The sequence below is a fragment of the Antarctobacter albus genome (assembly GCF_900101505.1).
GTDB lineage: Bacteria > Pseudomonadota > Alphaproteobacteria > Rhodobacterales > Rhodobacteraceae > Antarctobacter > Antarctobacter albus.
This window is the reverse complement of the sequence record NZ_FMZI01000001.1, coordinates 39967-66467: the sequence shown is the minus strand read 5'-3', so window position 1 is coordinate 66467 and position 26501 is coordinate 39967. Positions and strand designations below refer to the sequence as shown.

Annotated in this window: 22 protein-coding genes; 8 read left to right on the top strand and 14 right to left on the bottom strand. The window is 65.8% G+C overall.

From position 1 onward, the window contains the following. Positions 1 to 110: 110 nt before the first annotated feature. The 6 genes from BLQ71_RS00330 to BLQ71_RS00305 form a co-directional block, all read right to left on the bottom strand. Complete coding sequence (locus BLQ71_RS00330) at positions 111 to 830, bottom strand: alanyl-tRNA editing protein (RefSeq protein ID WP_074620317.1); 720 nt, start codon at positions 828 to 830, stop codon at positions 111 to 113. Further along, positions 827 to 3271 (bottom strand): DUF3772 domain-containing protein, encoded by a 2445-nt coding sequence (locus BLQ71_RS00325; RefSeq protein ID WP_074620316.1) that lies wholly within the window; start codon positions 3269 to 3271, stop codon positions 827 to 829. The genes BLQ71_RS00330 and BLQ71_RS00325 overlap by 4 nt, the downstream gene beginning before the upstream one ends. After that, positions 3268 to 4302: a cysteine synthase A gene (locus tag BLQ71_RS00320; protein WP_043139888.1), complete on the bottom strand. Its 1035-nt coding sequence runs from the start codon at positions 4300 to 4302 to the stop codon at positions 3268 to 3270. The genes BLQ71_RS00325 and BLQ71_RS00320 overlap by 4 nt, the downstream gene beginning before the upstream one ends. Positions 4303 to 4520: 218 nt before the next feature. Further along, positions 4521 to 5657: an NUDIX domain-containing protein gene (locus BLQ71_RS00315; protein WP_074620315.1), complete on the bottom strand. Its 1137-nt coding sequence runs from the start codon at positions 5655 to 5657 to the stop codon at positions 4521 to 4523. Between the two features lie 2 nt (positions 5658 to 5659). Beyond that, on the bottom strand, positions 5660 to 6100 hold the full coding sequence (locus BLQ71_RS00310; protein ID WP_074620314.1) for a TrgA family protein: 441 nt from the start codon (positions 6098 to 6100) through the stop codon (positions 5660 to 5662). A 3-nt stretch (positions 6101 to 6103) separates the two neighbouring features. Continuing rightward, a complete protein-coding gene (locus BLQ71_RS00305; RefSeq protein WP_074620313.1) occupies positions 6104 to 7309 on the bottom strand; it encodes an SAM-dependent methyltransferase in 1206 nt (401 codons plus the stop codon). 145 nt (positions 7310 to 7454) lie between these two features. Between BLQ71_RS00305 and BLQ71_RS00300 the strand changes: the two genes are divergently transcribed. After that, positions 7455 to 7856: a hypothetical protein gene (locus tag BLQ71_RS00300; protein WP_133065633.1), complete on the top strand. Its 402-nt coding sequence runs from the start codon at positions 7455 to 7457 to the stop codon at positions 7854 to 7856. 16 nt (positions 7857 to 7872) lie between these two features. Here BLQ71_RS00300 and BLQ71_RS00295 read toward each other — a convergent pair whose 3' ends face one another. The 7 genes from BLQ71_RS00295 to BLQ71_RS00265 form a co-directional block, all read right to left on the bottom strand. Continuing rightward, a complete protein-coding gene (locus BLQ71_RS00295; protein WP_074620312.1) occupies positions 7873 to 9294 on the bottom strand; it encodes a cryptochrome/photolyase family protein in 1422 nt (473 codons plus the stop codon). Between the two features lie 65 nt (positions 9295 to 9359). After that, complete coding sequence (locus BLQ71_RS00290) at positions 9360 to 10559, bottom strand: aminotransferase class V-fold PLP-dependent enzyme (RefSeq protein WP_043139900.1); 1200 nt, start codon at positions 10557 to 10559, stop codon at positions 9360 to 9362. Positions 10560 to 10694: 135 nt separating this feature from the next. After that, entirely contained in the window at positions 10695 to 12524 is a 1830-nt protein-coding gene (locus BLQ71_RS00285; protein WP_043139902.1) for a BCCT family transporter, read from the bottom strand. Between the two features lie 63 nt (positions 12525 to 12587). Continuing rightward, the gene (locus tag BLQ71_RS00280) at positions 12588 to 13001 is read right to left on the bottom strand and encodes a universal stress protein (RefSeq protein ID WP_043140094.1); all 414 of its coding nucleotides are present in this window, start codon (positions 12999 to 13001) and stop codon (positions 12588 to 12590) included. A gap of 281 nt (positions 13002 to 13282) precedes the next feature. Then, positions 13283 to 13699 carry an HIT family protein gene (locus BLQ71_RS00275; protein WP_074620311.1) on the bottom strand — a complete coding sequence of 139 codons (417 nt, stop codon included), beginning with the start codon at positions 13697 to 13699 and terminating at the stop codon, positions 13283 to 13285. Continuing rightward, positions 13696 to 14691, bottom strand: coding sequence for an acryloyl-CoA reductase (gene acuI / locus BLQ71_RS00270; protein ID WP_074620310.1), 996 nt, complete (start codon positions 14689 to 14691; stop codon positions 13696 to 13698). Before acuI ends, BLQ71_RS00275 begins: the two co-directional genes overlap by 4 nt. A 102-nt stretch (positions 14692 to 14793) precedes the next feature. Then, positions 14794 to 15312, bottom strand: a complete 519-nt coding sequence (locus BLQ71_RS00265) for a DinB family protein (RefSeq protein ID WP_043139909.1) — start codon at positions 15310 to 15312, stop codon at positions 14794 to 14796. Between the two features lie 290 nt (positions 15313 to 15602). Between BLQ71_RS00265 and BLQ71_RS00260 the strand changes: the two genes are divergently transcribed. The 7 genes from BLQ71_RS00260 to BLQ71_RS00230 all read left to right on the top strand — a co-directional run bounded on the left by BLQ71_RS00260 (position 15603) and on the right by BLQ71_RS00230 (position 24382). Next, entirely contained in the window at positions 15603 to 17120 is a 1518-nt protein-coding gene (locus BLQ71_RS00260) for a CHAD domain-containing protein (RefSeq protein WP_069209813.1), read from the top strand. Between the two features lie 268 nt (positions 17121 to 17388). After that, positions 17389 to 18303 (top strand): OmpA family protein, encoded by a 915-nt coding sequence (locus BLQ71_RS00255; protein ID WP_074620309.1) that lies wholly within the window; start codon positions 17389 to 17391, stop codon positions 18301 to 18303. Between the two features lie 64 nt (positions 18304 to 18367). Beyond that, positions 18368 to 19351, top strand: a complete 984-nt coding sequence (locus BLQ71_RS00250; protein WP_052244393.1) for a hypothetical protein — start codon at positions 18368 to 18370, stop codon at positions 19349 to 19351. Between the two features lie 72 nt (positions 19352 to 19423). Then, a complete protein-coding gene (locus BLQ71_RS00245; RefSeq protein WP_074620308.1) occupies positions 19424 to 20365 on the top strand; it encodes a trypsin-like serine peptidase in 942 nt (313 codons plus the stop codon). A gap of 32 nt (positions 20366 to 20397) precedes the next feature. After that, positions 20398 to 21081 (top strand): OmpA family protein, encoded by a 684-nt coding sequence (locus tag BLQ71_RS00240; RefSeq protein WP_074620307.1) that lies wholly within the window; start codon positions 20398 to 20400, stop codon positions 21079 to 21081. Positions 21082 to 21091: 10 nt separating this feature from the next. Then, entirely contained in the window at positions 21092 to 22930 is a 1839-nt protein-coding gene (locus BLQ71_RS00235) for a caspase family protein (protein WP_083342097.1), read from the top strand. A 3-nt stretch (positions 22931 to 22933) separates the two neighbouring features. Continuing rightward, positions 22934 to 24382 (top strand): hypothetical protein, encoded by a 1449-nt coding sequence (locus BLQ71_RS00230; RefSeq protein WP_074620305.1) that lies wholly within the window; start codon positions 22934 to 22936, stop codon positions 24380 to 24382. A 71-nt stretch (positions 24383 to 24453) separates the two neighbouring features. Here the strand turns inward: BLQ71_RS00230 and BLQ71_RS00225 are convergent, their stop codons facing one another. Beyond that, complete coding sequence (locus BLQ71_RS00225; protein ID WP_175459214.1) at positions 24454 to 26481, bottom strand: TonB-dependent receptor domain-containing protein; 2028 nt, start codon at positions 26479 to 26481, stop codon at positions 24454 to 24456. Positions 26482 to 26501: the final 20 nt, after the last annotated feature.

The following is a 26501-nucleotide window of genomic DNA, read 5'->3' as shown; positions in this document are numbered from 1 at the left end:
CTCCACCGAGCCACCCTCACCCACGCGGGGCAAAACCGTCATCTGGCGAGATGCGGACAAGAGCGCGCGGAAGCGCCCATTGCTTCAACCGCCCCGTCCCCGCCAGCCGATCACGCCAGCGCGATGGACACGCGCCGGTTCTGTTTGCCCTTGTTCTCGATCTTGCCCAGCTTCAGGGCGCCGATTTCCCCGGTGCGCGCGACATGGGTGCCGCCGCAGGGCTGCAGGTCCACCTGCTCGCTGCCAGAGCCGATCCGGACCAGCCGGATCTGCCCCGCGCCGCGTGGCGGCTGAACGGACATCGTCTTGACCAGTTCCGGACGTGCATCCAGTTCCGCCTCGGTGATCCAGCCTTCCGTCACTTCCAGGTCACGGTCGACCAGCCGGTTCAGGGCCTCTTCCACCGCATCACGGTCCTGTGGCGGTTCGGGCATCTTGAAATCAAGACGCCCTGTCCCGGCCCCGATCTGCCCGCCTGTCACAGGCAAGGGGATCACCACGCTCAAGAGGTGCAGCGCGGTGTGAATGCGCATGTGCTTGTGTCGCCGTTCCCAATCCAGCATCTGGACCAGTTTCGTCCCGACCGCCGGCAGCTGTGCCGGTTCCGCCGGCACGAGGACACAAGCGCCCCCATCGCCCTTGACCGCGGTCGCGATCTCCAGCGTCCGACCATCCCATTCCAGCCAGCCGCTGTCACCCGGCTGGCCGCCACCGGTCGGATAGAAGAGGGACTGCGACAACACGATGCCGCCCTCGTCGGTCAGGGCCACGACCTCGGCAGGCGCATCGCGCAGGTAGGGATCTTCGCGGTAGAGCAGGGTCTGGTTCATCCGTCCTCGCCGTCCTCTGCGACGCGCTCATCCCCCATGATGGCATTGGACTTGCGCGCCACCGGGCCGGACTGCCCCGATTGGGCATCGCGTTCCTGCGATGCGCTCCAGCGGCTTTCCACCGCGTCGGCCAGCACCTCCGGATTGCGCAACCACAGATCACGCTGCGCAAAGGGAATCTCGATACCCTCGCGGGCGAACTCCTCGACGATCTGGTGACGCATCTCGGTCTTGACCGCCAGGCCCTGTCCCACGTCAAGCAGGATCGCCCGGATACGGAAATCCAGCGAATCCGCGCCAAAGCCCATAAAATCCACCGCTGGCGCCGGGTTCATCAGAACCATGTCGTGCTGGCGCGCAATGTTCAGAAGAATGCGCTCGGCCTTGCGCGTGTCGGTGCCGTAAGCCACCCCAACGTCGATGATGATCCGTCCCAGCGAATTGCCGCGGGTGTAGTTCGACACCGTCCCCGACACGAGGTCGGCGTTGGGAATGATCATGTCGTAGCGGTCGAAGGTTTCAAGCCGGGTCGAGCGGACAGAGATGTCCTTGACGATCCCGTGGGTACCGTTGACCTCGATCCAGTCGCCTTCACCGATGGGTCGTTCGATCAGCAGGATGATCCCCGAGACAAAGTTCGACACGATGTTCTGCAGGCCGAAACCGATACCGACAGACAACGCACCCGCAACGATCGCCAGCGACGAGAGGTCCAGCCCCCCGGCCGTGACCGCGATAATGACCGCCAGGAAAACCCCGACATAGCCCACGCCGGACACGATGGCGTTTTGTGCGCCCTGGTCCATCTTGGTCTTGGGCAGGACCGACGTCCGCAGGGCCCCCTGCATCAGCCGGGTCAGCATGTACCCGGCGGCAAAGACCAGCACCACCACGATGATCGAGGTCGGCGAGATGCGTGTGTCTCCCAGGGAAATCCCCTCCTGCGCACGGGCCCAGATCTCTGTCAGGTCGGCGACGCGCGCGCCCCAGATCAACGCCAGCAGGGGCAGCGCGGCCAAGGACAGGATAAACCCTGCCAGCACCGGAAGCAGGCTCTCGGAATGGTCCGGCTGACGGCCCAGGATCAACTCGTGCAGGTTGTTGATGAAACGCTGCAGCACCATGACAAGGCCGACAAGCGCCAGCGTCGCGATGGTCGGATAGACCAGTGCCTCGCCCACCTTGAAATAGCCGATGGCAGCCATGATCGGGCCGATGATGCCGACGATCTGGGTGATCCGGCCCAACAGCTTGGCAAAGCGCAGCCGGAAATCCCCGGCGCCTTCCTCGCGCGCGGCGTCGGATCCGACCATTGCCGCGTCGTTGCGCAAGCGGCCAAGGCGGAACAGCAAAAAGGCCGACAGCACCAGTATAGGGAATTGCACCACGGCCGCCGTCTGGGGCGAATACCCGTCCAGTTCGATCAGCGTGGCGACCAGGGATTCCATCACGTAGAGCACAGCCAGCAGATTCGACAGGCGGCGCGCCTTGGGGCGTTCCTCTGCCGGCAGCGGCAGGGCCGCCACCTCATCGTCCTTGTTGAAGGCCTGGTCCGCCAGCCAGCGGATTCCGAACAGCATCGCAGCCCAGAGCGGCAGCTTGTTCAGCAGCACGTCCCATTCGTCGATGGCGAACCCGGTCGCTGCCACCGCCTGCAGCAGGGCAACGATACCCAGGTAGGGCAACAGGATATGGCCAAGAGAGACCAGGAACCGGAACACACCCGTGCCGCGCCGCGTGCCTGCGCGCAGTTTCTCGACACCGGCGCGCGCCCAGTACTGGCCCCGCGCGATCAGCATTATGCCGATCACCAGGTACAACAGCACGCTGGGCGCGTTCCGCACGGCCGCCCGGCGGTTGGCAGGCGTGCTGACGTTCTGCACGATCTCCTGCCAGAGCGTGACAAAGGTGGTCTGGACGTTCTGAAGGGCGCCCGGCCAATGCACCGGGTTCAACGGTGACGGCCCGAATTCCAGCAGCGCATCGGCCTGCCGTTCCCGAATGATCCGGTCGATCCCGCCGATGATCGCATCGGCGCGGGAATAGGCAGCTTCAGCCCTCAGAACCGGAGCCCGCTGTTGGGCCAGTTGCTGGTTCAAGACCGCCCGCTGCTCCGAGATCTCCGCAGTCTCGGTGCCATCTTCCGGCTCCGGACCAAGCGCATTGATCTGCGCCTGCAGGGTCTGGATACGAGAGGCATTGGCGTTCTGTGCTGCCAGGAATTGTTCCCGCCAGTCCGCCACCTGCGTGCGCAGGGTCTCCAGCCGGTCGTCAGAGGCGCGCTCGGCGTCGATCATCGCCTCGGCCCGCGTGGCGATCGTGTCCCAAGCGGAATAGTCGGGCGTCGTGGCCTGCTGGGCCAGGGCCGCCGCGGTCCACAGAAAAAGCGACAGGGCAAGCGCCGTCAGCGCCCGCAGAAAGAAACGACAAGTGGAGGTCATGCGTCCTCGAATACACCGGGAATGCTGGACGGTCCGCGCGTCATCCAGGGCGGGGTCGGCAGGCCCTTGTCGCGCAGGAAGTCCGGGTTGAACAGCTTGGACTGATAGCGGGTGCCATAGTCACAGAGCACCGTGACGATCGTGTGACCCGGCCCCATCTCGCGCGCCATGTGGATGGCGCCTGCGACGTTGATGCCTGTCGATCCGCCCATGCAGAGCCCTTCATCGGCCAGCAGGTCGAACACGATGGGCAGCGCCTCTTCGTCGCTGGCCTGGGTCAGGAAGTCGGGCTTGAACCCCTCGAGGTTGGCGGTGATCCGCCCCTGCCCGATCCCCTCGGAGATCGAGCTGCCCTCGGGTTTGGCCTCACCGTCCTTGTAGAGGCTGTAGATACCGGAGCCCATCGGATCGACGATCCCGCATTTCACGCCCTTTGGCTGCAGCGCCATGCCGACACCCGCCGCCGTCCCGCCGGAGCCAACCGCGCAGATGAAGCCATCGACCTTGCCACCGGTTTGTTCCCAGATTTCCGGGCCGGTGGTCTCGATATGGGCCTGGCGGTTGGCGACGTTGTCGAACTGGTTGGCCCAGATCGCGCCGTTGGGCTCGCTTGCGGCCAGTTTCTCGGCCAGCCGGCCCGAATAGCGGACATAGTTGTTGGGGTTCTTGTAGGGCGCAGCCGGCACCAGCACCAACTCGGCCCCGGCAAGACGCAGCATGTCCTTCTTTTCCTGGCTCTGCGTCTCGGGCATGACGATGACGGTCTTGAACCCCATCGAGGCGCCCACCAGCGCCAGGCCGATCCCGGTATTCCCTGCGGTGCCTTCAACAATGGTGCCGCCGGGCGCAAGTTGTCCCTTCGCAATGGCATCCCTGATGATATAGAGCGCCGCGCGATCCTTGACCGACTGGCCCGGGTTCATGAATTCCGCCTTGCCCCAGATCTCGCACCCCGTAAGCTCCGATGCCTTGCGAAGCCTGATCAGCGGCGTCTGTCCGACAGCCTGTGCGAGGTCCTGCGATTTGCGCATGACGTGTCCTTTCCGAAACGTGTTCCCATTGGTGTAGGGCCGAGGTCGGGGGAACTCAAGACGCAGCGGCGCGCCGTTCACGGCCGCGCCAGTCCGGCCCGCGCCATCGGCGTCCCGGGCGCGCCGCGATCAATGCACAGCGCAAGGCAGCCAACCGAGCGCGAACGCCCGCCAACCCATCCTGTAACCCGTTGAATCCGGGTCACTCCCTTGTGCCCTTACGATTGCCCGACCTGCCCCGCGCGCAAGTCCGCCCGCCGCGCCGCCACCCAGTTTATCAGCATTGCCAGCGGCAAGGCGTTGATCTCTCCCGTCTCGATCAACTCCATCGCATGATCGAAAGTGACGACATGGCTGCGAATGTCCTCGTGCTCTTCGTCCAGCCCGCCGATCCTCTTGTCTCGACCGGACAGATCGCAAAGCCCCACGAAGGCATGATAGAATTCCGTGGTGTACCCCGGTGAGGCATAGCCCTTGCAGGCAGGCAGCAGGGCGTGCACCTCAAGCCCGGCCTCTTCGACCGTTTCGCGCCGGGCCGCCTCTTCGGGGCTTTCGCCGGCGTCGATGACACCGGCCACCGCCTCAAGCACCCAGGGGGCCGGATCGCCCCGATGGATCGGGCCAAAGCGCATCTGTTCGATCAGCAGAACCTTGTCCAGCACAGGGTCGTAGGGCAGCACAAGTGCCACGTCGAAAGCGATGAAACACTCCCGTTCCAGCGGCGCGCTCCATTCCCCGTCAAAGCGACGGTAGCGCAGGCGGAACGGGTCGATCCGGAAGAATCCGCGGTAGGGCCGACCGCGCAGCCCCTGGTAATCCACGTCCTCGATCCCGCTGGCGCGGCGCAGGGTCTGCGGCGCGCCCTCTGCGGCGATGTCCTGCGCCCAGGCCCGCGCGCGGAAAAACGGCAGCATCCCCGCCACCTCGCGCGCCGCATAGGCGCCGCGCCGGTCCATGACCTCCTGCGCCGCGCGCATCGTCACCCCGCCCCAACGGTCCAGCCAATCGTCCAGCGACCAGGGCGCCCCCGGTTTCCAGCGCTCCTCTGACACGGGGAAAAAGACCTCTGCCGCGCAAGACCCCGCCCCGGTCTCGACCGTCACGGGGCGCAATTCGTAGGCAAAACCGCCCTCGTAGTAATCCAGCGCCGCGCGATCCGCCTCGCTGAGCCCCCGCACGAGCAGCCCTTCGGCCCGCGCCCCGCGTTGCGCCACGATCATCGGAAAGGCCTGGCCCGCCGCCCAGAGCACCGCGTGATCGGCCAATTGCGCCGGCTCGACCTCGGGCGCATGGCCCAGCACCAGTTCCAGCAGCGGCAGATGCCGCAGCGTTCCGTAGAAAAACAGGTCTGACAAGGTTAACTCCAGCGTCTGCCCAAGGCCTCGGCCACGAGCGCGGCGACGATCCCGCCGCCCAGCAGCGTCAGGATCACCTGCATGTCGAGAAGGATCATCCCGTAGTCCAGGCTGATCTCGAAGATGGCGGCAATCGCCTCGAACGGGGTGTCATAGCGGCGGGCAAAGGACAGGCGCACCATCTCGTTTACGCCCTGTACCAACAGGCCCACGATGACCATGACAATGGCGGCGGTGATACCGTTGTTGATCGCGGACGTGATGCCCTGCCCCGCCCGGGGCCCCAGGAAAAGCCAGCCGACCAGCACGCCTATCGCCGCGTTGACGTAGTTGAACCAGCCGAAATCGACGCTGAAGGGCACCAGGGGCCTGATCATGTCCGAGACGATCCATCCCAGCGTCGCGAGACCGAGGGCAGCAATCAGTTTCGCGGCGTTGGGCATCAGTCAGGCGGGCTTTGCGATGGTGATCTGGGTCACGTCACAGTTACCGCTGTGAAAGGTCGCCGCGCAAGAGGCCAGGTAGAAATTCCACATCCGGCGGAACCGCGCGTCGAATCCAAGGGCGGAAACTTCGTCCCAGCGGTCGTTGAAGGTCTCGTGCCAGCGGCGCAGGGTTTGGGAATAGCTCTCGCCGAATTCCAGGCTGCGGACCACCTGAAGGCCGGCACGCTCGACCTCGGCGCGCAGCACCTCGGGAGAAGGCAGCATCCCGCCCGGGAAGATGTACTTCTGGATAAAGTCCACACCCCGGCGATAGATCTCCCACCGCTTGTGCTGTACCGTGATGATCTGCAACGTGGCGTGTCCGCCGGGTTTCAGGCGCGCCTGCACGGTCTCGAAATAGGTGGGCCAGTATTTTTCGCCCACGGCCTCGAACATCTCGATCGAGGCGATCCCGTCATAGCTGCCGCGTTCGTCGCGATAGTCCTGCAGTTTCAGGTCCACCCGGTCGGTCAACCCGGCCTTTGCGATCCGGTCCTGCGCATAGGCGAATTGTTCCTGGCTGATGGTCAGCCCGGTCACGCGCAATCCGCGCTCCCTGGCGGCATATTCGGCAAAACCGCCCCAGCCACAGCCGATTTCAAGCACATGATCGCCCGGCCTCGCCCCCATCTGGTCGATCATCGAGGCGTATTTCAACTCTTGCGCCTTTTCCAGGCTCTCCTGCCCGGTGCGGAACAGGGCCGAGGAATAGGTCATCGTGTCGTCCAGCCACAGGCCGTAGAAATCGTTACCCAGGTCATAGTGATGGGCGATGTTCTTTTTCGCCTGCTTCCTGGAGTTCGATTGCATCCAGAACCGGAACCGCTCCCACATGCGCACCAGCCCACCGCCGGGGTAGCCGTCGAACATCTCCTCGTTGGCATGCACAAGGTCAAGGAAGGCCATCAGGTCCGGGGTGGACCACCAGCCGTCAAGATAGGCCTCGCAGAACCCAAGGTCGCCTTCGCGGATCAGCCGGGCAAAGATGTCGTCGTGATGCAGGTGCAGCTCTGCCACCGGGCCAGGCACACGACCCTCGGCACGAAACACGCGCCCGTCGCGCAGCACGAAATCAAGCCGGCCGCTGCCCATCCCACGGGCCATGTCGAAGACCCGCGCGAAGTACCGGGGCAGCCGTTCCTGCCCCTGGGTGTCTGTCAATAGCATAAGTTTCTTTCGAGAAGCCGATATTTTATCGAAGTTTATGGCCCAAACCACCTGTGGCAAGGATTTGTGCTTTGGATTTTCGTCAACATGGTGTTTTCTGGTATCAGTCCGGAGCGATACGTTCCCTCACAACGGGAGATGACAGATGAAGAAGCAATTGGTAGCGGTGTGCCTCATGGCTCTTGCAACCTCTGGATGTGGCAAGGTGATGAGTTTCGTTGGCGTCGAGAAGGGCGAGACCAAGGCTCCGCAGGCGCGACCGGCCATGACCCTGTCCGAACCCGTCCGCGAGGTGCAGCCCAAACCGGTTTCCGGCGGATCCTGGGAACGCAACGTGGCGCGCGACATCCCCTACTTCAACATGTCCGCCCTGCCCATCGCGGTCTATAGCGACGTCGAGTTCACGCAGAAGGTCGGCACCCTCGCACCCGGCGAAGGCGGCTACGTCGAGACCTGTTCCGACGCCAAGCCGGTCTGCAAGATCGCCTATGCCGGCAATTCCAGCGGCTGGGTCAAGATGGACCGCATGGGCGGCGTGACCAACTGAGCCTTCCGGCACGGGATCAGAACCCGCGATTTTCATAGGCCGCAAGGGCGCGCTTGCGCCCTTCGTCTGCGGCGACGACCGGGTCGGGATAACCGTCACCGGCGGACAGCCCCCAGCTGACCGGGACCGCATCGAAATAGCTCAGCGCCTCTTCGGACGGGTGCCTGCGGCCTTCTGCGATCCAGCGGTCGATGTATTTTCTCTTGGGATCGAACTTGTCGCGCTGGGTGACGGGGTTGAAGACCCGGAAGTAGGGCGTCGCATCCGGACCGGAGCCGGCCGACCACTGCCAACCCATCGCGTTCGAGGCCGGGTCCCAGTCGATCAGGCAATCCTCGAACCAGCGCATCCCGATCTTCCAGTGCGTCAGCAGATGCTTGGTCAGGTATGAGGCCACGATCATACGGGTGCGATTGTGCATCCGCCCGGTGACATACATCTCGCGCTGGCCGGCATCGACAAAGGGAATGCCCGTGCGCCCCTGTTTCCAGGCGATGACCTCCGGGCGGGTCTCGTCCTCGTTCCAGGGGAAGGCCTCCCATTCCTCGCGCCAGTTGCTGTCCAGCAGGTGCGGCGTGTGCCACATCAGGTGATAGGCAAACTCGCGCCAGGCCAGTTCCTTGAGAAAGGTCTCGGCCCCTTTCTTGCCGTCCTCCATCGCGCGCCGCCCGGCGTGCCAGCATTGGCGCGGAGTGATTTCCCCCAGTGCCAGGTTCTCGCTCAGGCAAGAGGTGCCATCGGTCCAGGGCAGATCACGGGTGTCGCCATAGGCGGCCACCTTTTCAGCCATGAAAGCCCCCAGCCTGCCCTGCGCCGCCTCCTCGCCCAGCTGCACCCAGGGCCGCACCACATCCGCGCCGCGCCGCATCGCGGCCGCCAACGCCCAATCCTCCAGTGACTCGCTGCTCGGCCAGGCATCCGGCGCCGGAATCCGGCCCGGAGTCGACAGCGGCGTGGCCACGTCCAGCCCCCGCACGGCCTTCCAGAACGGGGTAAAGACCTTGTAGAATCCGCCCTGCTTCGTCTCGACGCGCCAGGGTTCGAACATCAGGTGCCCGGCAAAGCTGGTCGCTTCGACGCCAGCCTCTTTCAGCGCGGATTTCACGGCCGTGTCCCGCTCTACGCTGGCCGGGTCATAGGCCCGCATCCAGTAGACGGCCCCTGCCCCGGTTTCCTCCACCAGCGCCCGCAGCACCTCCACCGGGTCGCCCGACCGCAGCACCAGCCGCGATCCCTTTGCCTCCAGCCGCTCTGCCAGGTGCCCGATGCCCAGCCCCATCCGCCATTTCGGCGCGGCGCCCAGCCCGTCCATCACCGCATCGCGGATCACGACCGGGATCACCGGGCGTCCGGCCTCGCAGGCGGCATCCAGCGCCGGATGATCGGACAGACGCAGGTCGCGCCGGACCCAGAGGATAACGGGAGATGTGTCGGACAAGGCGCGCTCCTTCTCTGGCTTGCCGGATGCGACATAGCGCAAACCTGCAAAGGACAAGCCCCGGATCAGAGAACCGCGTCGAGCGCCTCGATCAGCTTGGCCACCTCTTCCTCGCTGGTGTAGTGCACGAAGGACAGGCGCAACACGCCGCGCGCCGGGTCGATCCCCATCGCCTGCAAGGGACGCACAGCGTAGAAATCGCTGCCCCCGGCCATGATACCACGCGTCGCCAGCTCTGCCGCCGCGGCTTCGGCCGAGCTTGGCAAGGCCAGCGCCACGGTCGGCGCACGGTTAGCCGCGTCACGTGGCCCCAGCAGGCGAACGCCATTGCGTCCCGAAACCGCGTCCAGCAGGGGCTGCAACAGCCGTGTTTCATGCGCGCGCATCAGGTCGTGCAACTCATGCGCCTCACAGCCATGATGTGCGGCCAGCCCATCGACGTAATCCGCCATGCCGGCACAGGCGGCCACCTGGGCGTGGTCCGGCCCGGCGGGCGTGAACTTCTTGGTCAGCACGTCGCCGTTGAAGAAATGCGCCTGGTTCGGCAGCACCTCGGCCAGCGCGCGGCGCACAACCATGATCCCCTGGTGCGGGCCATAGGTCTTGTAGCTGGAAAACAGGTAGATATCCGGCCCCAGCTCGCCCACATCCGGGAAACCGTGCGGCGCATAGCTGACCCCGTCGACGCAGACAAAGGCCCCCGCCGCATGGGCGCGGGCGGTGATTTCCGTCACCGGGTTGATCTCTCCAACGACGTTGGAGCAGTGCGGAAAGCAGACCAGCCGCACTTTTTCGTCCAGCAGCGGTTCCAGCGCCTCGGGGTCGAGGTGGCCGGTGTCCGGGTCGATCTTCCATTCGCGGATCTCGATGCCCTCGGCCTCCAGCCGCCGCCAGGGGCCGGAATTGGCCTCGTGATCCTGGTTCGTGACGACAATCGCCTCTCCGGGCTGCATGAACTGCCGGAAGGCGCGCGCAAGGACATAGGTGTTCTGCGTGGTCGAGGGGCCAAAGCTCAGCTCGTCGCTGTCCACGCCAAGCAGCGCCGCCAGGCGGCTGCGCGCCTCGTCCATTTCCGCCCCCGCTGCCGCACTGGCGGCAAAGGGGCCGTAGGGCTGCACCTTGCGTTGGGTGTAAAAGCGCGTCAGCCGGTCGATCACCGGCTGACAGGCATAGGACCCGCCGGCGTTTTCAAAGAAGGCCTGCCCCTGAAGAGAGGGTTCGGAAAAGGCGGGGAACTGCGCCCGCACGAAATCGATATCCAGCATGTCACCCCAATCGCTCTTGCTTGCCGGAGACAATGCGCCTGTGACGCCGCGCGTCAACCCATGCCGCCAGGGCGAAACGGAAAAGGCCCCGGCGTCACCGCCGGGGCCTTTCCTGTCATGTATTGCGATGACCGCTTACAGCGCCTTCCGCTCGGCCATCAGGCCCTTCCAGATGGCAAAGCACATCACCAGCAGGACCACCGTGAACGGCAGGCCGGTGGAGATCACCATCGATTGCAGCGACGACAGGCCACCCGCCGAGAGCAGCAGCACGATGGCCACGGCACCCTCGAAGATGCACCAGAACACCCGCTGCGGCACCGGCGCGTCGACCTTGCCGCCCGCCGTGATCGTGTCGATCACCAGCGACCCGGAGTCCGAGGAGGTGACGAAGAACACGATAACAAGGATGATCCCGATGAAGGAGGTGATGGCCGCCAGCGGCAACTCATCCAGCATCTTGAACAGCTTGAGTTCCAGCGAGGCGCTCTGCGCGGCTGTATAGCCGTCAGCCACCACCTGGTGCACCGCGGTGCCGCCAAAGACGCTCATCCACAGAACGCAGACCAGCGAGGGGATCAGCAGCACGCAGATGATGAACTCGCGCACGGTACGGCCACGGCTGACGCGCGCGATGAACATGCCGACGAAGGGTGACCAGGAGATCCACCAGGCCCAGTAGAACGAGGTCCAGCCCTGGCTGAAGTTGACATCGCCCCGGCCCGCTTCGCCCGCGATCGTCTGGGTCATCGGGTTCGACAGTGCCGGCAGGTACTCGATGTAGGCAACCAGGTAGTCGACGAAGCCCGTAAGCAGCAGGATCGTCGGCCCGGTCAGCAGAACGAAGACCAGCAGCAGGAAGGCGAGGCCCATGTTGATCTCGGACAGGACCTTGACCCCGCCGTCGAGGCCACGCACCACCGAAACCAGCGCAACGGCGGTGATCGCGGTAATCAGGACCACTTCCGTGGCCGACCCGACGGGGATGCCGAATAGCTCGTTCAGACCCGCGTTGGCCTGCGTCGCACCAAAGCCCAGCGAGGTGGCCAGACCGAACAGCGTGGCAAAGACCGCCAGCGTGTCGATGATGTGACCCCACCAGCCCCAGACGCGATCCCCGAGCAGCGGGTAGAAGGCAGAGCGCAGCGTCAGCGGCAGCCCCTTGTTGTAGGAGAAGAGCGCAAGCGCCAGGGCCACGATGGCGTAGATCGCCCAGGGGTGCAGTCCCCAGTGGAAGATCGTCGCGGCAAAGGCAAGCCGCACGGCCTCCTGCTCGTCCGCTGCGGCGCCGCCCAGCGGTGCCCAGTCCGCACGGTTCGGCGACACGGTGAAGGCATCGCGCTGATCGGCGGGAACCGCGTCATCCAGCGCAGCGGCCAGCGCCGCCGGATCAGGGTTGGTCAGTCCGACCGCCGCGTCAAAGGCCTCGCGGCTTTCGAACCCGGCTGGCGCCCCTTCCTCCGGCACTTCGCCGGAGAAGCTCACGTTGTGATAGGCCCCACCGGAGGACGACGAGAAGTGGCTCATCGGTTCCGACACGCCGTAGAACATCAGGCCGATGCCCATACCGGCGGCAAACAACATCGCGAACCAGCCGACATAGCCGTAATCCGGCGTCGCATCTTGACCGCCCAGCCGCACGCTGCCGACCGGCAGGACGATCAGCAGCAAGCAGAACAGAACGAAGATGTTCGCCGCACCGAGGAAGAACCAGTCAAAGCCCTTGGTCACGGCACCAAAGAGCCAGCTGAAGATCTCGCCCGCCTGTTCCGGCAGAGCGAGCGTGTAAAAGACAAAAGCGATGATCGACAAACCGGAAATCAGGAAAACCGGATTGTGAATGTCCAGACCGAAGGGACCGATCTGTGTTTCGATGTTGTCCTGCCCGATTTCGTAATCGGTGTCGATCAGGTCCGAGACGCCTTCCGGCTCCGGTATGCCCTGATCGTCTGAGGTGTCAGCCATGTTTGGCCTCCCTGTACTTGCGTTTCCTTGGATGATCGGCGTCTGTGCGCCAATTGTTCGCCGTCAGCGCACCACCATGACCGAGACCTTGGCATGGCCCGCCACCGTGCCCCCGTTCGAGGGCCAGATGTAATCGGTGATGTTGGGAATATGGCTGGCCATGATGACCAGGTCCGCGCCGGTCTCGTCCACCGCCTTCAACAGCGTCGGGTCCAGGTCGATCGACGGGTCGTGACTGGTGACCGCGTGGGGTTCGGTCGACACCCCGTGCGCCCCGGCCTGCGCCTCGGCGAATTCCTTGAGTTTCTCGGCGAATTCCGCCGGCGTATGGGCGATCGAACTGGGCGTCGCCGCCGCGACGCCCACGTAGACCACCGTGGCCTCGTAGTGTCGTGCCAGATCGGCCGCACATCCGAGCGCCTTTTCAAGGCGATCTATGTGCTTGAGGTCGACCGGCACCATGATCCGTTTGAACACGTCCCACTCCCTTTGATTTTTTTGCCGGAAGCGCGCGTCCTGGGCGGAACGGCCATCCGGCACTTGCATGTCCGTGACGTCCTGCTCGGCGTCGCGACCTTCAAAGCCTAACCCGGAAACGAGGGTGAGGACAAATCATCAAGACACTCGATCAACCAAAAGCGACATCCCAGGTCGCGAAAATGTTGCCAAAACAACAAAATAGCCCCGCAGCCGAAAACCGGCAGCGGGGCTGTCATTGGCACCGCGCGCCCTGGCGGGCGCGGCCTAAGGCACGCGGTTCAGTCCAGAACCTTGCGCAGTTTCCCGGCGATTTCGGCGATCTGCGCCATGTCCCCCGGCTTCCCTGGCGGACGCAGCGAGACACCTTCCCAACGCGGCAGGACGTGGAAATGCAGGTGAAAAACCTCCTGCCCGCCCGGCGCCTCGTTGAACTGCTGCACGGTGACCCCGTCCGCGCCCAGCGCCGCCATCGCGGCATTGGCCACCTTCTGCGTGGTCGCCATGACGCTGGCCAGCTGGTCGGCCGAGGCGTCCAGCAGGTTGCGGCAGGGTGTCTTGGGGATCACCAGGCAATGACCGTCGGCCCGCGGGAAGATGTCCATGAAGCACAGCGTGTCCGCGTCCTCGTACACCCGGGTCGAGGGGATCTCGTCCCGCAGGATCTTGGCAAAGATGTTCTGATCGTCATAGCTCATGCGTTCACGTCCACCACCACGCGGCCCTTGACCTGGCCCTTGAGGATATCCTTGCCAAGTTGCGGCAAGTCGGACAGCGTCGCGGGCTGGACCATCGTTTCCAGCTTGTCCATCGGCAGATCGCGCGCGATCCGCTGCCAGGCCCTTACGCGGTTGTCATAGGGCTGCATCACGCTGTCGATCCCCAAAAGGTTGACGCCGCGCAGGATGAAGGGCGTGATCAGCGCGCCTTCGATCGCGGCGCCGCCGGCCAGGCCGATGGCCGCGACGGATGTGCCGTATTTCATCTGTTTCAGCACCCGACCCAACATGGCCCCCGCCACCGCGTCGACACAGCCGGCCCACAGCTCGCTTTCCAGCGGCTTGCGGGTGACTTCGGCAAACTCCTCGCGCGGGACGATCTGCGTCGCGCCCAGCGCGCGCAGATAGTCTTCCTGTTCGGGCCGCCCGGTGACAGCGGCCACCTCGTGACCCAGCCGGGCCAGGATCGCCGTGGCGACCGAGCCGACGCCGCCCGCCGCCCCCGTCACCAGGACCGGCCCGTGACCGGGTTGCAGCCCGTGATCTTCCAGCGCCATGACCGCCAGCATGGCGGTCAGCCCGGCAGTGCCCACGGCCATCGCCGCGCGCGTGTCCAGCCCCTCGGGCAGCGGCACCAGCCAGTCGGCCTTGACCCGCGCCTTTTGCGCATAGCCGCCCCAATGCGCCTCTCCGACGCGCCAGCCGGTCAGCACGACCTTGTCACCGGGTTTGTATCGGTCGTCCGAGGACTCCTCGACCGTTCCGGCAAAGTCGATACCCGGCACATGCGGGTACTTACGAACCAGCCCGCCCCCCGGCCCGATGCACAACCCGTCCTTGTAGTTGACGGTCGAATATTCCACCGCCACCGTCACCTCGGCGTGGGGCAGGTCATCCGGACCGATCTCCCGTACCGCAGCAAAGGTCTTGCCGCTCTCTTCGTCCTTGTCGACAACCAGTGCCTTGAACATGGGTCACTCCCTTCCCTGTTGTTCGTTTCACACGGCCCCTGCGGGGCGGCGGGCGGGGCGTCTTTCGCTATCAGGCGAAACAGCGTCCGTCCGGCCCGCCCGTCACAGCCAGGGGCCCTCTTCCGGCATGAAGGCCAGGTCGCTGACCGGGGCCGCGACACCGGCGGCGGTCAGCATGGCATGAACCTGGCCGCGATGGTGGGTCTGGTGGTTGAACATGTGCGTCACACATAGAGCCATCGGCTTCGACACGTTGCGCCCCACCGCCCCCGAATACCATGACAATTCCCCCGCAAGATCCACAGCCCGCAGCCTTTCCGCCCAAAGCAGGATCTCGGCATCCGTGCGGAAGCGCGCGATTTCCCATTCTCCGCGCGACGCGGTCAGCGTCGGGCTTTCCGTGATCCCGCCCTCGGGGCGTGCGGTGCCGGCAAAGCGCGACATCCAGATCATGTCGCCCCAGAGCAGGTGGTTTGCTGTCCCCAGGATCGACCCGAAAAAGGCCTTGCGGTCCTTTCCCAGCTGCGCCTCGTCCAGGGCTTCGAAGGCATGTTTCATCTGCCGGTTCTGCCAGGCGTTGTAGCGCGCCATGACCAGGCAATAATCGGGTGAGATCATCATCCGCCAGGTTCCTTTCCCTCGGCCGCCGCGACCCGCTCCGACAGCCCAAAGCCGGGGCGCTTGCCCGGCGCATCGCCGACCGCCCCGCGGCAGAGGTTTGCAGAGCCCGCAGGCAAGGGCAATCCGATAAAGCCCCCGAACTGTCCCGCTGCGCCGACCGGACCACATCGACGGCACTTCTGAACCCTGACACGGCGTCCATCCCCCGCCCGTTCACCATTGCACGCAACTGTGACAGTCTGGCCCTAGAGAGAGGAACCGACAAAGCCCAGCCAACCCCACGGAGAAAAATGAGCAAGACCGAACCGACAACCCTGCTGTTCCACAGCGATCTGCGCGCGACGCTGGCCGGGGACCACCGCGTTTCGCCCCTTGGCCATGAAACACGCACGCAAGCCAAGCTGGTCGACACGTTCGACACGGAACTGGCTCATGCCGGGATGCTTATTGTCGCGGCGGAGGAAACCCTGACACTGCTGGACGCTAGCGGAGCGGAAACCCGGCAGGACAGCGCCCGGGCCGGGTTCATCGACGAGATGCCGGAAGGCCCCGTGACCGACATCCTTGCAAAACGCCTGTCGCCGCTGCGACGGCTCCTTGATCTGGTGGCAGCAGAGATGTGTGCACAGGACGTTGCCCTCCGCGACGCCAAGGACAGGCTCTTGTGCCACGGCCACCTTCGCCTCCTGACGACGAAAGACGGGCATCAGGTCAGCCTGCTCGGGCTGCGCCCCTTGTCCGGCCGGAAAGGTGATTTCAAGCGGCTGGTGAAACACCTGCGGTCCGACCCTTCCCTCTGCCCCCCGCGCCAGGCGCTGGAGGCGCTTGCCCCCGGCGTGACCGCCTACCAGCCCAAGCCGGATGTACCGCTTTTGCCGGACATGCCGGCCTTTGACGCGGCCTCGGCAATCATCGCCGCGCACCTGCCCGTCGCGCGCGCCAACGAACCGGGCATCATCGCCGATCACGACAGCGAGTTCCTGCACGACTACCGTGTCGCCCTGCGCAAGATCCGCTCTGTCCTGTCCCTGTTCAAGGGGGTCTACAACCCCGAACAGGTCGCAGACCTCAAGGCGCGGTTGTCGGCGCTCATGTCCGTCACGGGCCTCCTGCGTGACCTCGACGTCTACCTGATCGAACGCCCTCGCTACGTTCAGATGGTTCCCGACAGCCTGCGCCCCGGCGTCGGCCTTCTGTTCGACCATTTCGCCAGGGAACGGCACGGCGCCCATGACGCGCTCTGCCGCCACCTGCAGAGCGAGACCTACGCCGCCGAGATCACGGCCCTGCAGGATCTTTTTGCAAATCCCCAAGAGCGCCTGTGTAGGGGGGAAGAGGCCGATCACCCGGCCCGCGACTACGCCCGGCAGCTGATCCGGAAACGCTATCGCAAGGTCCACAAGATCGCCCGCGCCATCGACGCGGACACGGCGGACGCGGAGATCCACCAGCTGCGCATCCAGTGCAAGAAACTGCGCTACCTGATGGAGTTCTTTGCCCCGCTCTTTGGCAAGGCAGAGATGAAACGCCTCATCAAGGCGCTGAAAAAGCTCCAGGACAACCTGGGCGATTTCAATGACAGCGTCGTCCAGCAAGTGGCCCTGTCCTCTGTCACCGGCAGGCTGACGGACACCGATCATGACGGGCAGCTGGAAATCGCCCGCAGCATCGGGGCGCTCACCACCGTTCTGCATCAGCGCCAGGATGCCGAACGCGCCCGGATCATGCAGACCTTTGCCGCTTTCGACGCGCCGAAGACACGCGCCGGGTTCAAGGCGTTGCTGGAGCCGCAGATCGGCTCTGACTGACGCCGGGCCGCGGGATTCGGCCGCGCAGCTGTCCCATCGTCCGGCAGGGCGTATCCGGACGACCGAACGGGTTCAGAAGGTCAAGAACCCGCCGCAACCATTTGTCTCGAAATGGTATTCCAAAATACGCATATTTCTTGATCTGCCTCAAGGTGGCCTGTCCCCGATTGGAGGAGGCTGAAAACACAGGCACCCGAATACCAGTGCAGTATCAGTATCAGACGGTTTCCTTGACGGGTGTCCAACGCATCGCCGTGGGGGAGACGACATGCACAAGACCCGAAAACGACTTTCCATCCTGTTTGCCGTCGCGGTCGGAGCCCTTTCTCCGGCCCATGCGCAAACCAATACCGAAACCCTGCAACTGGACAGCTCGCGGGCGGACAGCGTCACCGCGATCATCAAGTCGCTGGCGCCGATGGCCGGTCAGCCCGCCACGCCGCCGACCGGATCGCCGCCCGTGGTCACGCACCCCCTGCCGGATGTGTTCCTGCCGCCGGTGATCCTGGGGCGGCCCACGACCATCATCATCGACCGGCGGCCCATCGTCCTGAACTATGGCTACAGCCTGGACGTGACGGTGTATTTCGCCCATGACAGCGCCTTTCTGACGCCGCCCGCCCGTCGGGACCTGGACCTGATCGGCCAGGCCCTGCGGTCGGCGCAGTTGATGAACAACCGCTACCTGATTGCCGGACACACCGATGCGCGCAGTCCCGAGGACTACAACGTCGACCTGTCCTATCGCCGGGCCTGGGCGGTCAAGCGCTACCTGATGCGCTATCACTCGATCCCCTCGTGGCGGCTGGAAGTGGTCGGCTGGGGCGAGCGCTATCCGCGCAACCCCGCCGATCCCTATGCTGCCGAGAACCGGCGGGTCGAGATCACGCTGATCGACACGGTACAGCCGGTGGTCCCACAGCCCCTGCCCGTGCCGCAACCGGCGCCGCAGACCAGCGACCTCGACAAGCAGCCGGCGCCGCAACCCATGCTGCCGCCGCAGACCGGCGCGCAGTACGTTCCGCCGCTGCCGCCCTGCCCCGCCGGTGTCGTCAGCCCGGACGGCAAGGCGCTGGACCTCGACGATTTCTCGCCCGAGCCGGGCATCGACTGCGACCCGGCCCTACCGGCCTCGGGCCGGGTGATCGTCCAGCCCGACGGCCGCATCATCGTTCTTCACTAAGCCATTGGCGCCGCGCCCGCCCGGGCGCTGCGCGGAAATCCGGACCACATTGGAGGAGTCCCACATGAAAACCCTGACCAAGACCCTGATGGGCGCCTTCGCGAGCCTGGCGCTCGTGCTGGCCCTCTCGCTTGCCCCGGCACCAGGCTACGCAGGCGACCAGCCCAACATCCTGCCGGTGCCCGAGGACGCAGACCTCGACACGGTGCCCGGCAACTCGCGCGTGTTCGAACGCGTGCTGCGCGCCGTCATTACCGAGATGCAGACGATGGGCTTTCGCGTCTACGACCAGACCGGCGTCATCATGAGCTTTACCGATCCCAACCGCGTGCGCCGGTCGGATGCAGAGTTGATCGCCTTGGCCCAGCGCGTGCCCAACGTGCCGATCGACGTGATCCTGCCGATCCAGATCTACGCCTCGGCCAACCAGAACCCCTATATCCCCGACGTGCTGGACCTGCGCATCCGGGTGACGGGCCGCATGCTGCACGCACAGACCATGCAGAGCCTCGGCAATTTCGAGGTCGCCTTCGGCCCCGGCGCAGGCGAGATCCCCGTCGCCTCGCTGCCGCGTGTCTGCAACCGCGACTGCGTGCTGGAACATGTCGGCAACGAGGCCAAGACCATCGGCGCCGAAGTCGGTCGCGTCCTGGCCACGAAACTCGACGTGCTCTCGCCTGCCAGCCCCCAACCCATGCCGCAACAGCCGGTTGTCGTGACACCCCCCGTCGCCCAGCAGCCGGTCGTCCCGGCACCCGCGGGCTGCACCGGCCTGACCACCGCCTACACGCTGGCCTTCACCGGGTTCCAGCCCCAGGAAATGACCCTGATCGAAGGTTACCTGGCGGGCTTCAAGGGCTATGACCACCACCGCCCTGTCCGCGTGACCATGACCAGCGCCGATTACTGGTACGAGACCTGTTCGGACGTGGCGCGGCTGAACCGCAACCTGCGCCTGATGGTCGAGTCGATGGGCGTCCAGGCCCGGATCGCAATGGCGGGGAACCGCTTCGAGATCCAGAAGATCGGGTTGATGGGCAACCGTTGAACCCAATCGAAGACCGGGATGCGCCGTGCCTCGGCGCATCCCAAGGCCCCCGCAGATCGAAAGACCCACAGGATGCTCCGTCTCGCCTTCGCCCTCACCCTGTCGCTGGCCACGGCTCCGGCACTGGCCCAGGTCGCGACCTTCTCTGCCGATGACTATGGCAAGACCGACCTCGTCTTCCTGGAAAGCTCCGGCAATGCCAGCGCCTACATCGCGGCCCAGGACGGTGCGTTCGAGCCGATCCGCGAACTGCCCGCCGACGATCCCATCCGCCGCCTTGCCGCGGCCATCGGTCGGGTAGACCTGCTGGAACAGAACGACCGGGGCGGGCGTGACCTGGTGACCTGTACCGGCGCGATCCTGCCCGGTGGCTGGGTCCTGACCAACCACCACTGCATTCCCGAGAACGCTTCGCAAAGGTTGCTCGCCGGCTCGATCCTGACCGGCTACCTGGTGCAGGGCGACAAGGACACACGACGCTACACGCTGTCCATTGATCCTGCCGACTGGCATTCGGTACTGGATTTCAGCCTCGTGCGCATGACCGACATTCCGCAGGATGTCCTGCCGCTGCTGATCGAGGATGTCGCCGTCGACCCGGGCGATCCGCTGATGGTGATCCATCATCCGCTGGGCCGCCCGCAGGTCATGACGCGGTTCCGCTGTTTCGCCCTGCGCGAGCAGGACGGCGGGCCGATCCTGCGCCACCGCTGCGACACCCAACCCGGCAGTTCCGGCTCGATCCTCTTTGACCGCGAACTGCGCCCCGTGGCGCTGCACCATTCCGGCGGCATGACCCCCAACGACGACCGCAGCTTCAACAAGAGCACCCGGTTGAGCGCGATCCTGCAAGACTCCGGCCTGCTGCGCGAAATCACCGGCGCCGCCGCTTCGGCAACACCCGCCACGCCGCCCACGGCCCCCGCAACCGACGTGCCGCTGGAAAGCCGCCGCGCGCCCTCGGGGGCCGGCCTGAGCTCTGGCGGCGTCACCGACCTGCTGCGCGGAAACTGACCCCGCGCCGCCGTACCCAAGGGAGAAGAGACATGACAATCACCGCCCCCAAGTGGCTCACCGGACTGAGCCTTGCCCTTGCCGCTGCCCTGCCCGTGCAGGCCGACCAGGCCGAAGACATCCAGAAGATCATCACCTCGCTGGCCCCGGTCCAGCAGGAAAGCACCGCCCCAGCGCAAGAAGCCGCACGCGGTGTGCAGATCGGCGGGCGCACGGTCTGGGTGGTGCCGCAGCACAGCATCGACCTGCAGGTCTTCTTTGCGCTCGACAGTTACGAACTGACCTGGCGCGCGCGTGAGGACCTGGCCGCGCTGGGTCATGCGCTGGCCTCCTCGGCTTTGCGCCCGCACCGTTACCTGATCGCGGGCCACACGGACACATCGGGCGATGATGCCTACAATCTCTGGCTGTCGGAACGCCGCGCCGAAAGCGTCGCGCGCTTTCTGGTTGAGAACTTCCCGATCGACCCGCAACGCCTGGTGGCCGTGGGCTTTGGCGAGACGCGTCTCAAGACGCCCGGCAATCCGACCGCCGCAATCAACCGCCGGGTCGAGGTCACGCTGCTGCTGCCCGCAAGGCCAGAGGCGAACGCCCCAGCAGCCGCACCGACGGCTCCGCCGCCCGTCGAAAGCGTCGAGCCGGTTGCCCCGCCCGAACAGCCCCTGCCCGGCACGCTGCAAAAGGACAAGGACGGCAACATCACCATCACCTGGTAAGACATACAGGATGGCCTCCACCATGCGACGCAACCCGCCCCTGCCCCGGTTCGCCCTCGCGATTGCCCTGGCCGTGCTTTGCCCAACCGGCCCGTTCTGGGCCGAAGAGCCGGCCTCGACCGTGCTGACCGGCCACCAGGGCGCCATCGACGCCGCTACATTCAGCCCCGACGGGCGGCATGTCCTGACGGGCAGCGCCGATTTCACCGCCGAACTCTGGGAGGTCTCGACCCAGCGCGGGCTGGCCATCCTCGAAGGCCACGAACATCGCGTCAGCGGTGTCGCCTTCAGCCCCGACGGCACCCGCGCCCTGACCGCCAGTGCCGATGGCACCGCGCGGGTCTGGGACCTGTCCACCGGCAAGGAAGTCCTCAAGCTGGCGCAGGACGGCGGGCGCTTTACCTCTGCCGCCTACAGCCCCAACGGGCGGCAGGCCGTCACCGGCGGCAATGACGGCATCGCCCGGCTCTGGGACCTGCGCAGTGGCGCCGAGCTGCGCAGCTTTGCCAGCCACGCGGAAACCATCACCTCGCTTGCCATCAGCCCGGACGGCACCCGCCTCTTGACCGGCAGCACCGACCGCACCGCCCGGCTCTGGGACATGGCAAGCGGCGAGGAGATCCGCCGCCTCGACGGTCACGAGGCGCTGATCCTCTCTGTGGCCTTTGGCCCCGAAGGCAAGCAAGCGATCACCGGCAGCTGGGATAAAAGCGCGATCCTCTGGGAAGTGGAGACCGGCAAGGTCCTGCGCCGCTTTCCCGGCCATGAGGCCGCGATCCGCGCCGTCGATCTCAGCCCGGACGGCGCGCTGGCGCTGACGGGCGAATGGAACCGCAAGGCCTATCTCTGGAACGTCGAAACGGGCGAGGAACTGCAGGTCTTCGACGGTCACGGCGCTTCGATCGACGCGGTGGATTTCGCGCCCGACGGGCGCAGCCTGCTGACCGCCAGCTGGGACGGCACGGTTCGGCTGTGGTCGCTGCCAGAGATGCTCTGGCCCGATCTGCCCGAACGCCAACCGGTGATCGCGGCACCTCAGCCCGCCTTCAAGGCGCCTGTCACCGTGGCCGTCGCCCGGCCCGAAACGCTGGTCCTGATCATCGGCAACCGCAGCTATGCCGAGGCGCCGCCCGTCGCCTATGCCCACAACGATGCCGAGGCCTTTGCCCGTTATTTCCGCGAGACCCTGCAGGTCCCTCAGGAAAACATCATCGTCGAAAAGGACCTGAACTCGATCGGCATGGCGCGCTGGTTCGGCACCGACGAGGTGCCGGACGGGCGGCTGGCCCGCCGGGCGCGCTTTGTCGACGAGATCGTGGTGATCTACTCCGGCCACGGTGTCCCGGTCTTTCACGAAGAGGGCCTGCCCAGCGGCTACCTTCTGCCCGTGGACGTGCCCGCCGCCGAGCCCGGCTTTGGCGCTTACCCGCTGGACATGCTGATCCGCCAGCTGGAAACCCTGCCGGTGAAATCCGTCACCGTCCTGCTGGACGCCTGTTTTTCCGGCCTGTCGACGCAGGGCAGTCTGGTGCCCGGCGTCTCGGGCGCCTTCGGCGTCGCGGTGGCCCCGCCGCAGGAAAAGGCCCGGGTGTCCGTCCTGACGGCCACCGATTTCCGCACGCCTCAATTCGCGCATTGGCTGGACGACAAGGAACAGGGCGCCTTCAGCTATTACACTTTGGAGGGGTTGCGCGGTGCGGCGGATGCCGATGGCGACGGGCGCATCCGCCTGTCGGAATTGCGTGATCACATCGACGAAAGATTGGCGCAGCAGGACCTGCGCCAGTCGCCCAGCCTGTTGCCCGGCAGCGAGGACAACGTGCTGGCGGAATACGTCACGGAAGACTGACCCATGTTGCGCTTTGCCCTCTTGTCTGCCCTTGTCTCGCTGGCGCTTGCCCTGCCCCGGCCCGCCCTGGCGCAGGCCGAAACCGTGCTGGGCGCGGAACTCTGCCGCATGGCAGAGGGGCAGATACCGGCGGGCAGCACCATCGCCCTGGCGGCACCGCTTGCGGCGGAAACGCCGCTGCCGGTGGCCCAGGTCGAGGCGATCATGAGCCGCGCCGCCCAGGAAATGTGCGCAGATTGGCCCGCCAAGCCGCGGATCCTGGCCGGAAGTGCCGAATTGCGCGCCTCGCTGGCCCTGGTGCTGAACCGGCAGGGCACCGCCGCCTGGCAGGAGACCGTGCAATCCACCCTCCGGCAAGAGGCGGATTTCGTGCTGGTCGGGGAAACCGGCATCGCGGCCGGCGACGTAACCCTGCGGCTGACGCTGGTCGATCTCAGCGACGGGCGCGTGATCGTCAAGACCTCGGACAGGCCACTGACCGGGCTGACAGGGCAGGCCGGGGGCGATCCGCGTGCCGCCATCGGCGCCGCCATCCGCCAATTCCTGGACATGCTGCCCGAGGCGCGGGCCGAGATCACAATCGGCGCCTTCGTGAACGAGACCTCGGGGCTGGAAACGCCCGTCGGTCTGGCGCTGGCGGACATGGCGGTCGAGGCCTGGCTGGATGCGGCCAATTCCGTCACGGCGCTCTTGCGTGATGCGCCCCCGGCGCGTGTGCGGCGCGGCCCGCCCCCCGCGAGCGGTTATTACCTGGGCGGAAGTGTCCGCCTGATCGACCGCAACCGCTTTCAACTGGTGCTGCGCCTGTCGCAGGACGGTGCCCTGCGGGCCTCGCGCACGCTGGACCTGTCCTCGCTGCGGATGCCTGCGCATCTGCGGGCGCTGCTGGATCCGGCCAACATGGCGCAGAGCACCGGGCTGGACGGGATCGCGGGCGCGCTGGCGGCGATGGGCAAGGGGCAATTGACCCTGACACCCTCCGGCGGGCGGGCCGGGATCTACCCCGTTTGCCGCGCCACGGACGCGGCCCGCGTGCCCAGTGATTGCGCCGACAGCCTGATGCGGCTGACACTGGGGGCCGACCGTGCCGGGGCGCTGGTCTGCCTGTCGCTGGATGAACACGGGCAGTTCTACATCGTCCTGCCCGCCGATTATGCGCCTGATGTGCGGGTCAATGCGGGTCAGAGGCTCACCCTGCCCGACGACCTGCCACCGCTGCCCGGCGGGAACCATGTCTACTGGCCCGCGATGGGGCCACCGGCGGAGACGCTGCTGGGGTGCCTGTTGTACCCCGCGTTGCCGCCCGGCCTGATGCAGGCGCTGCGGGGACTGGACGGCGCACGGCTTGCCCCCGCCGACCGGCTGGCGATGCTGGCGATCCTGCGCGATGCGGGGCCGCTTGCAGGCGCCGCCACCCGCGTCCGCATCATCGACGGCACCCGCGTGAAATGAACCCAACGGAAATCGGGCGGACCCGGGGAAGCCCCGGACCCGCCCGCCCGTGCCTGGCCAGAGGGAATGGCTCAGAACGTCTTGGTCAGGCTGACCTTGAAGGTCCGGCCAGGCGCCTTGCGCGTGGGCGAGGACAGGTGCCCGACATAATCGGCGTCAAAGACATTCTCGATCCCGAACCGCACCTCGGTGCCCGTCATCCAGGCCGCCCGGTCCGGCCGCCAGGTGGCGCGCAGGTTGTGCAGGGTGACATTGTCCAGATCGGCGCCCAGCGCATCGCGGCGGTCTGCGGAATGCACGACCTCCCAGCTCAGGTCCAACCCGTCATCCCATTTCTTGCCCAGCGTTAGTTGCACGCGGTCGGCGGCGGTGTTGCGCCACGTGATGCCGCCCGCGCCCGGGGCGAATTCCTCACCAGAACCGACGTGGCCCGCGAAATCGACATAGGCCCCGCTGGCATGCCCGTAAGAGGCCTCCAGCTCCAGTCCCCGTGTCTCGACCCGGTCGAGGTTGGTCGAGGTGGACCCTGCGGCGGTGTAGCTGGTGATGTCCCACATGGTCGTGGCATAGAGGTTGCCGCGAATGGTGAAAGTATCGCCCGTGCCAAAGACATCCGAGCCGGTGTATTCCGCCCCGAACTCGAAGGTATGCGATTTTTCGGTGGTATCCATGCGGGCAAGTGCCGTGGCGCTGGCGCCCAGGTCGTCGATGATCGGCAGGCCCTCGGTATAGGCGGCACTGCCGAAGACCGAGACTCCGTTGCCGATATCATAGGACAGGGCCAGCCCGCCCATCAGCGCATCATTGGTGAACTTGCCATAAGTGGTGGCACTTTCGACGGTCGAGGTCTCGTAGCGCAGCGCCGGCGTGACCGTGAAGGCGCCCATCGAGATCTCGTCCACGAGGAACAGCGCAAAGCGCCGGTCGGACCCGCCCGGGGCGCCGGCGGCATCGTTGTCCTTGCGATCCCGGTGGATGAACTCGGCACCCGCAAGCAGGTCATGCCCGACAGCGTCCGAGCCGAACAGCGCGCGGTTCGACAGGGTCAGCTTGGTCGTCTGATAGCGCTGGTCCGCGTTGACCGTCCCGACAAGGAAAGGAAAGGTCGGCGTCCCCTCCAGCGGTGATGAGCCGGGGACATAGTCATATTCGATCACCTGGTCCGCGAAGGACAGGTTCACCCGCATGTCCACCAGGTCGCTGACCGGGTTGAAGCGGTAGTCGATCACCGCCTGCCGCGTGTCGGTCAGCCGGTCGACATTGCCGAATGTGCCTCCGGTGGTGGCGAACTGGTCATAGGGCACGTCCTTGTCATCGGCCACGGTCTGCGAATAGCTGAAGGTCAGCTCATGCGCGTCGTCCTGGCCAAAGGTGAACTTGGCCTTGGCCAGCCCCGAGGGTGTGCGGAAGGCGCTGTTGCCGATGGTCCGCCCGTCGCCCGAGGTCAGGTCGTCCTGATCCCGGAGCGTGTAGTTGAGCAGGAACTCCGCGCGATCGGCAGGCTGCCAGGCCAGGGTCGTCGAACTAACCTTCCCCGCCCCGTTCGAGCTGAATTCAAAGGTCTGGGCACCGGCAAAGCCCGGAACGCCGCCGGTGAAATCCGAGGCATCCTTGCTTTCCAGCTTGACCACCCCGCCGACGATCCCCGACCCGTAGGCAAAGCTGCCGATGGTGCCGCGCAGGACCTCGGCGTTCTTGTATAGCAGCGGATCGGTGAAGAGCTGCGTTCCGATCCGGTACAGTTCCTCTGACCCGACGGCGGCGCCATCCACCAGCACCGCGATCTTCTGGTCCGAGCCATAGGTGGTATTCGCGCCAAACCCGCGAATGTTGATCCCGGACCCCTGCGGCGTGGTCCCGTTGACCAGGGTCACGCCGGGCACGGAATCAATAAGCTGCGCCACCGTGCTGGCCTGGCGGTCCTGGATCTCTTCCTCGTCGATGACGGTGCGCGACAGCGCCGTGCCATGGGTGAGGTCCCGTTTGCCGCCGGTCAGAACCAGCGTCCCAAGGAACCCCGGGGCGTCCTGTGCAGCCGCTGGCAAAGCCAGCGACATGCAGACAAGCGCGGTGGTTCCGCGCAGGAGATGAGTGAGCATATGCGCCTTCCTTCGTGTCC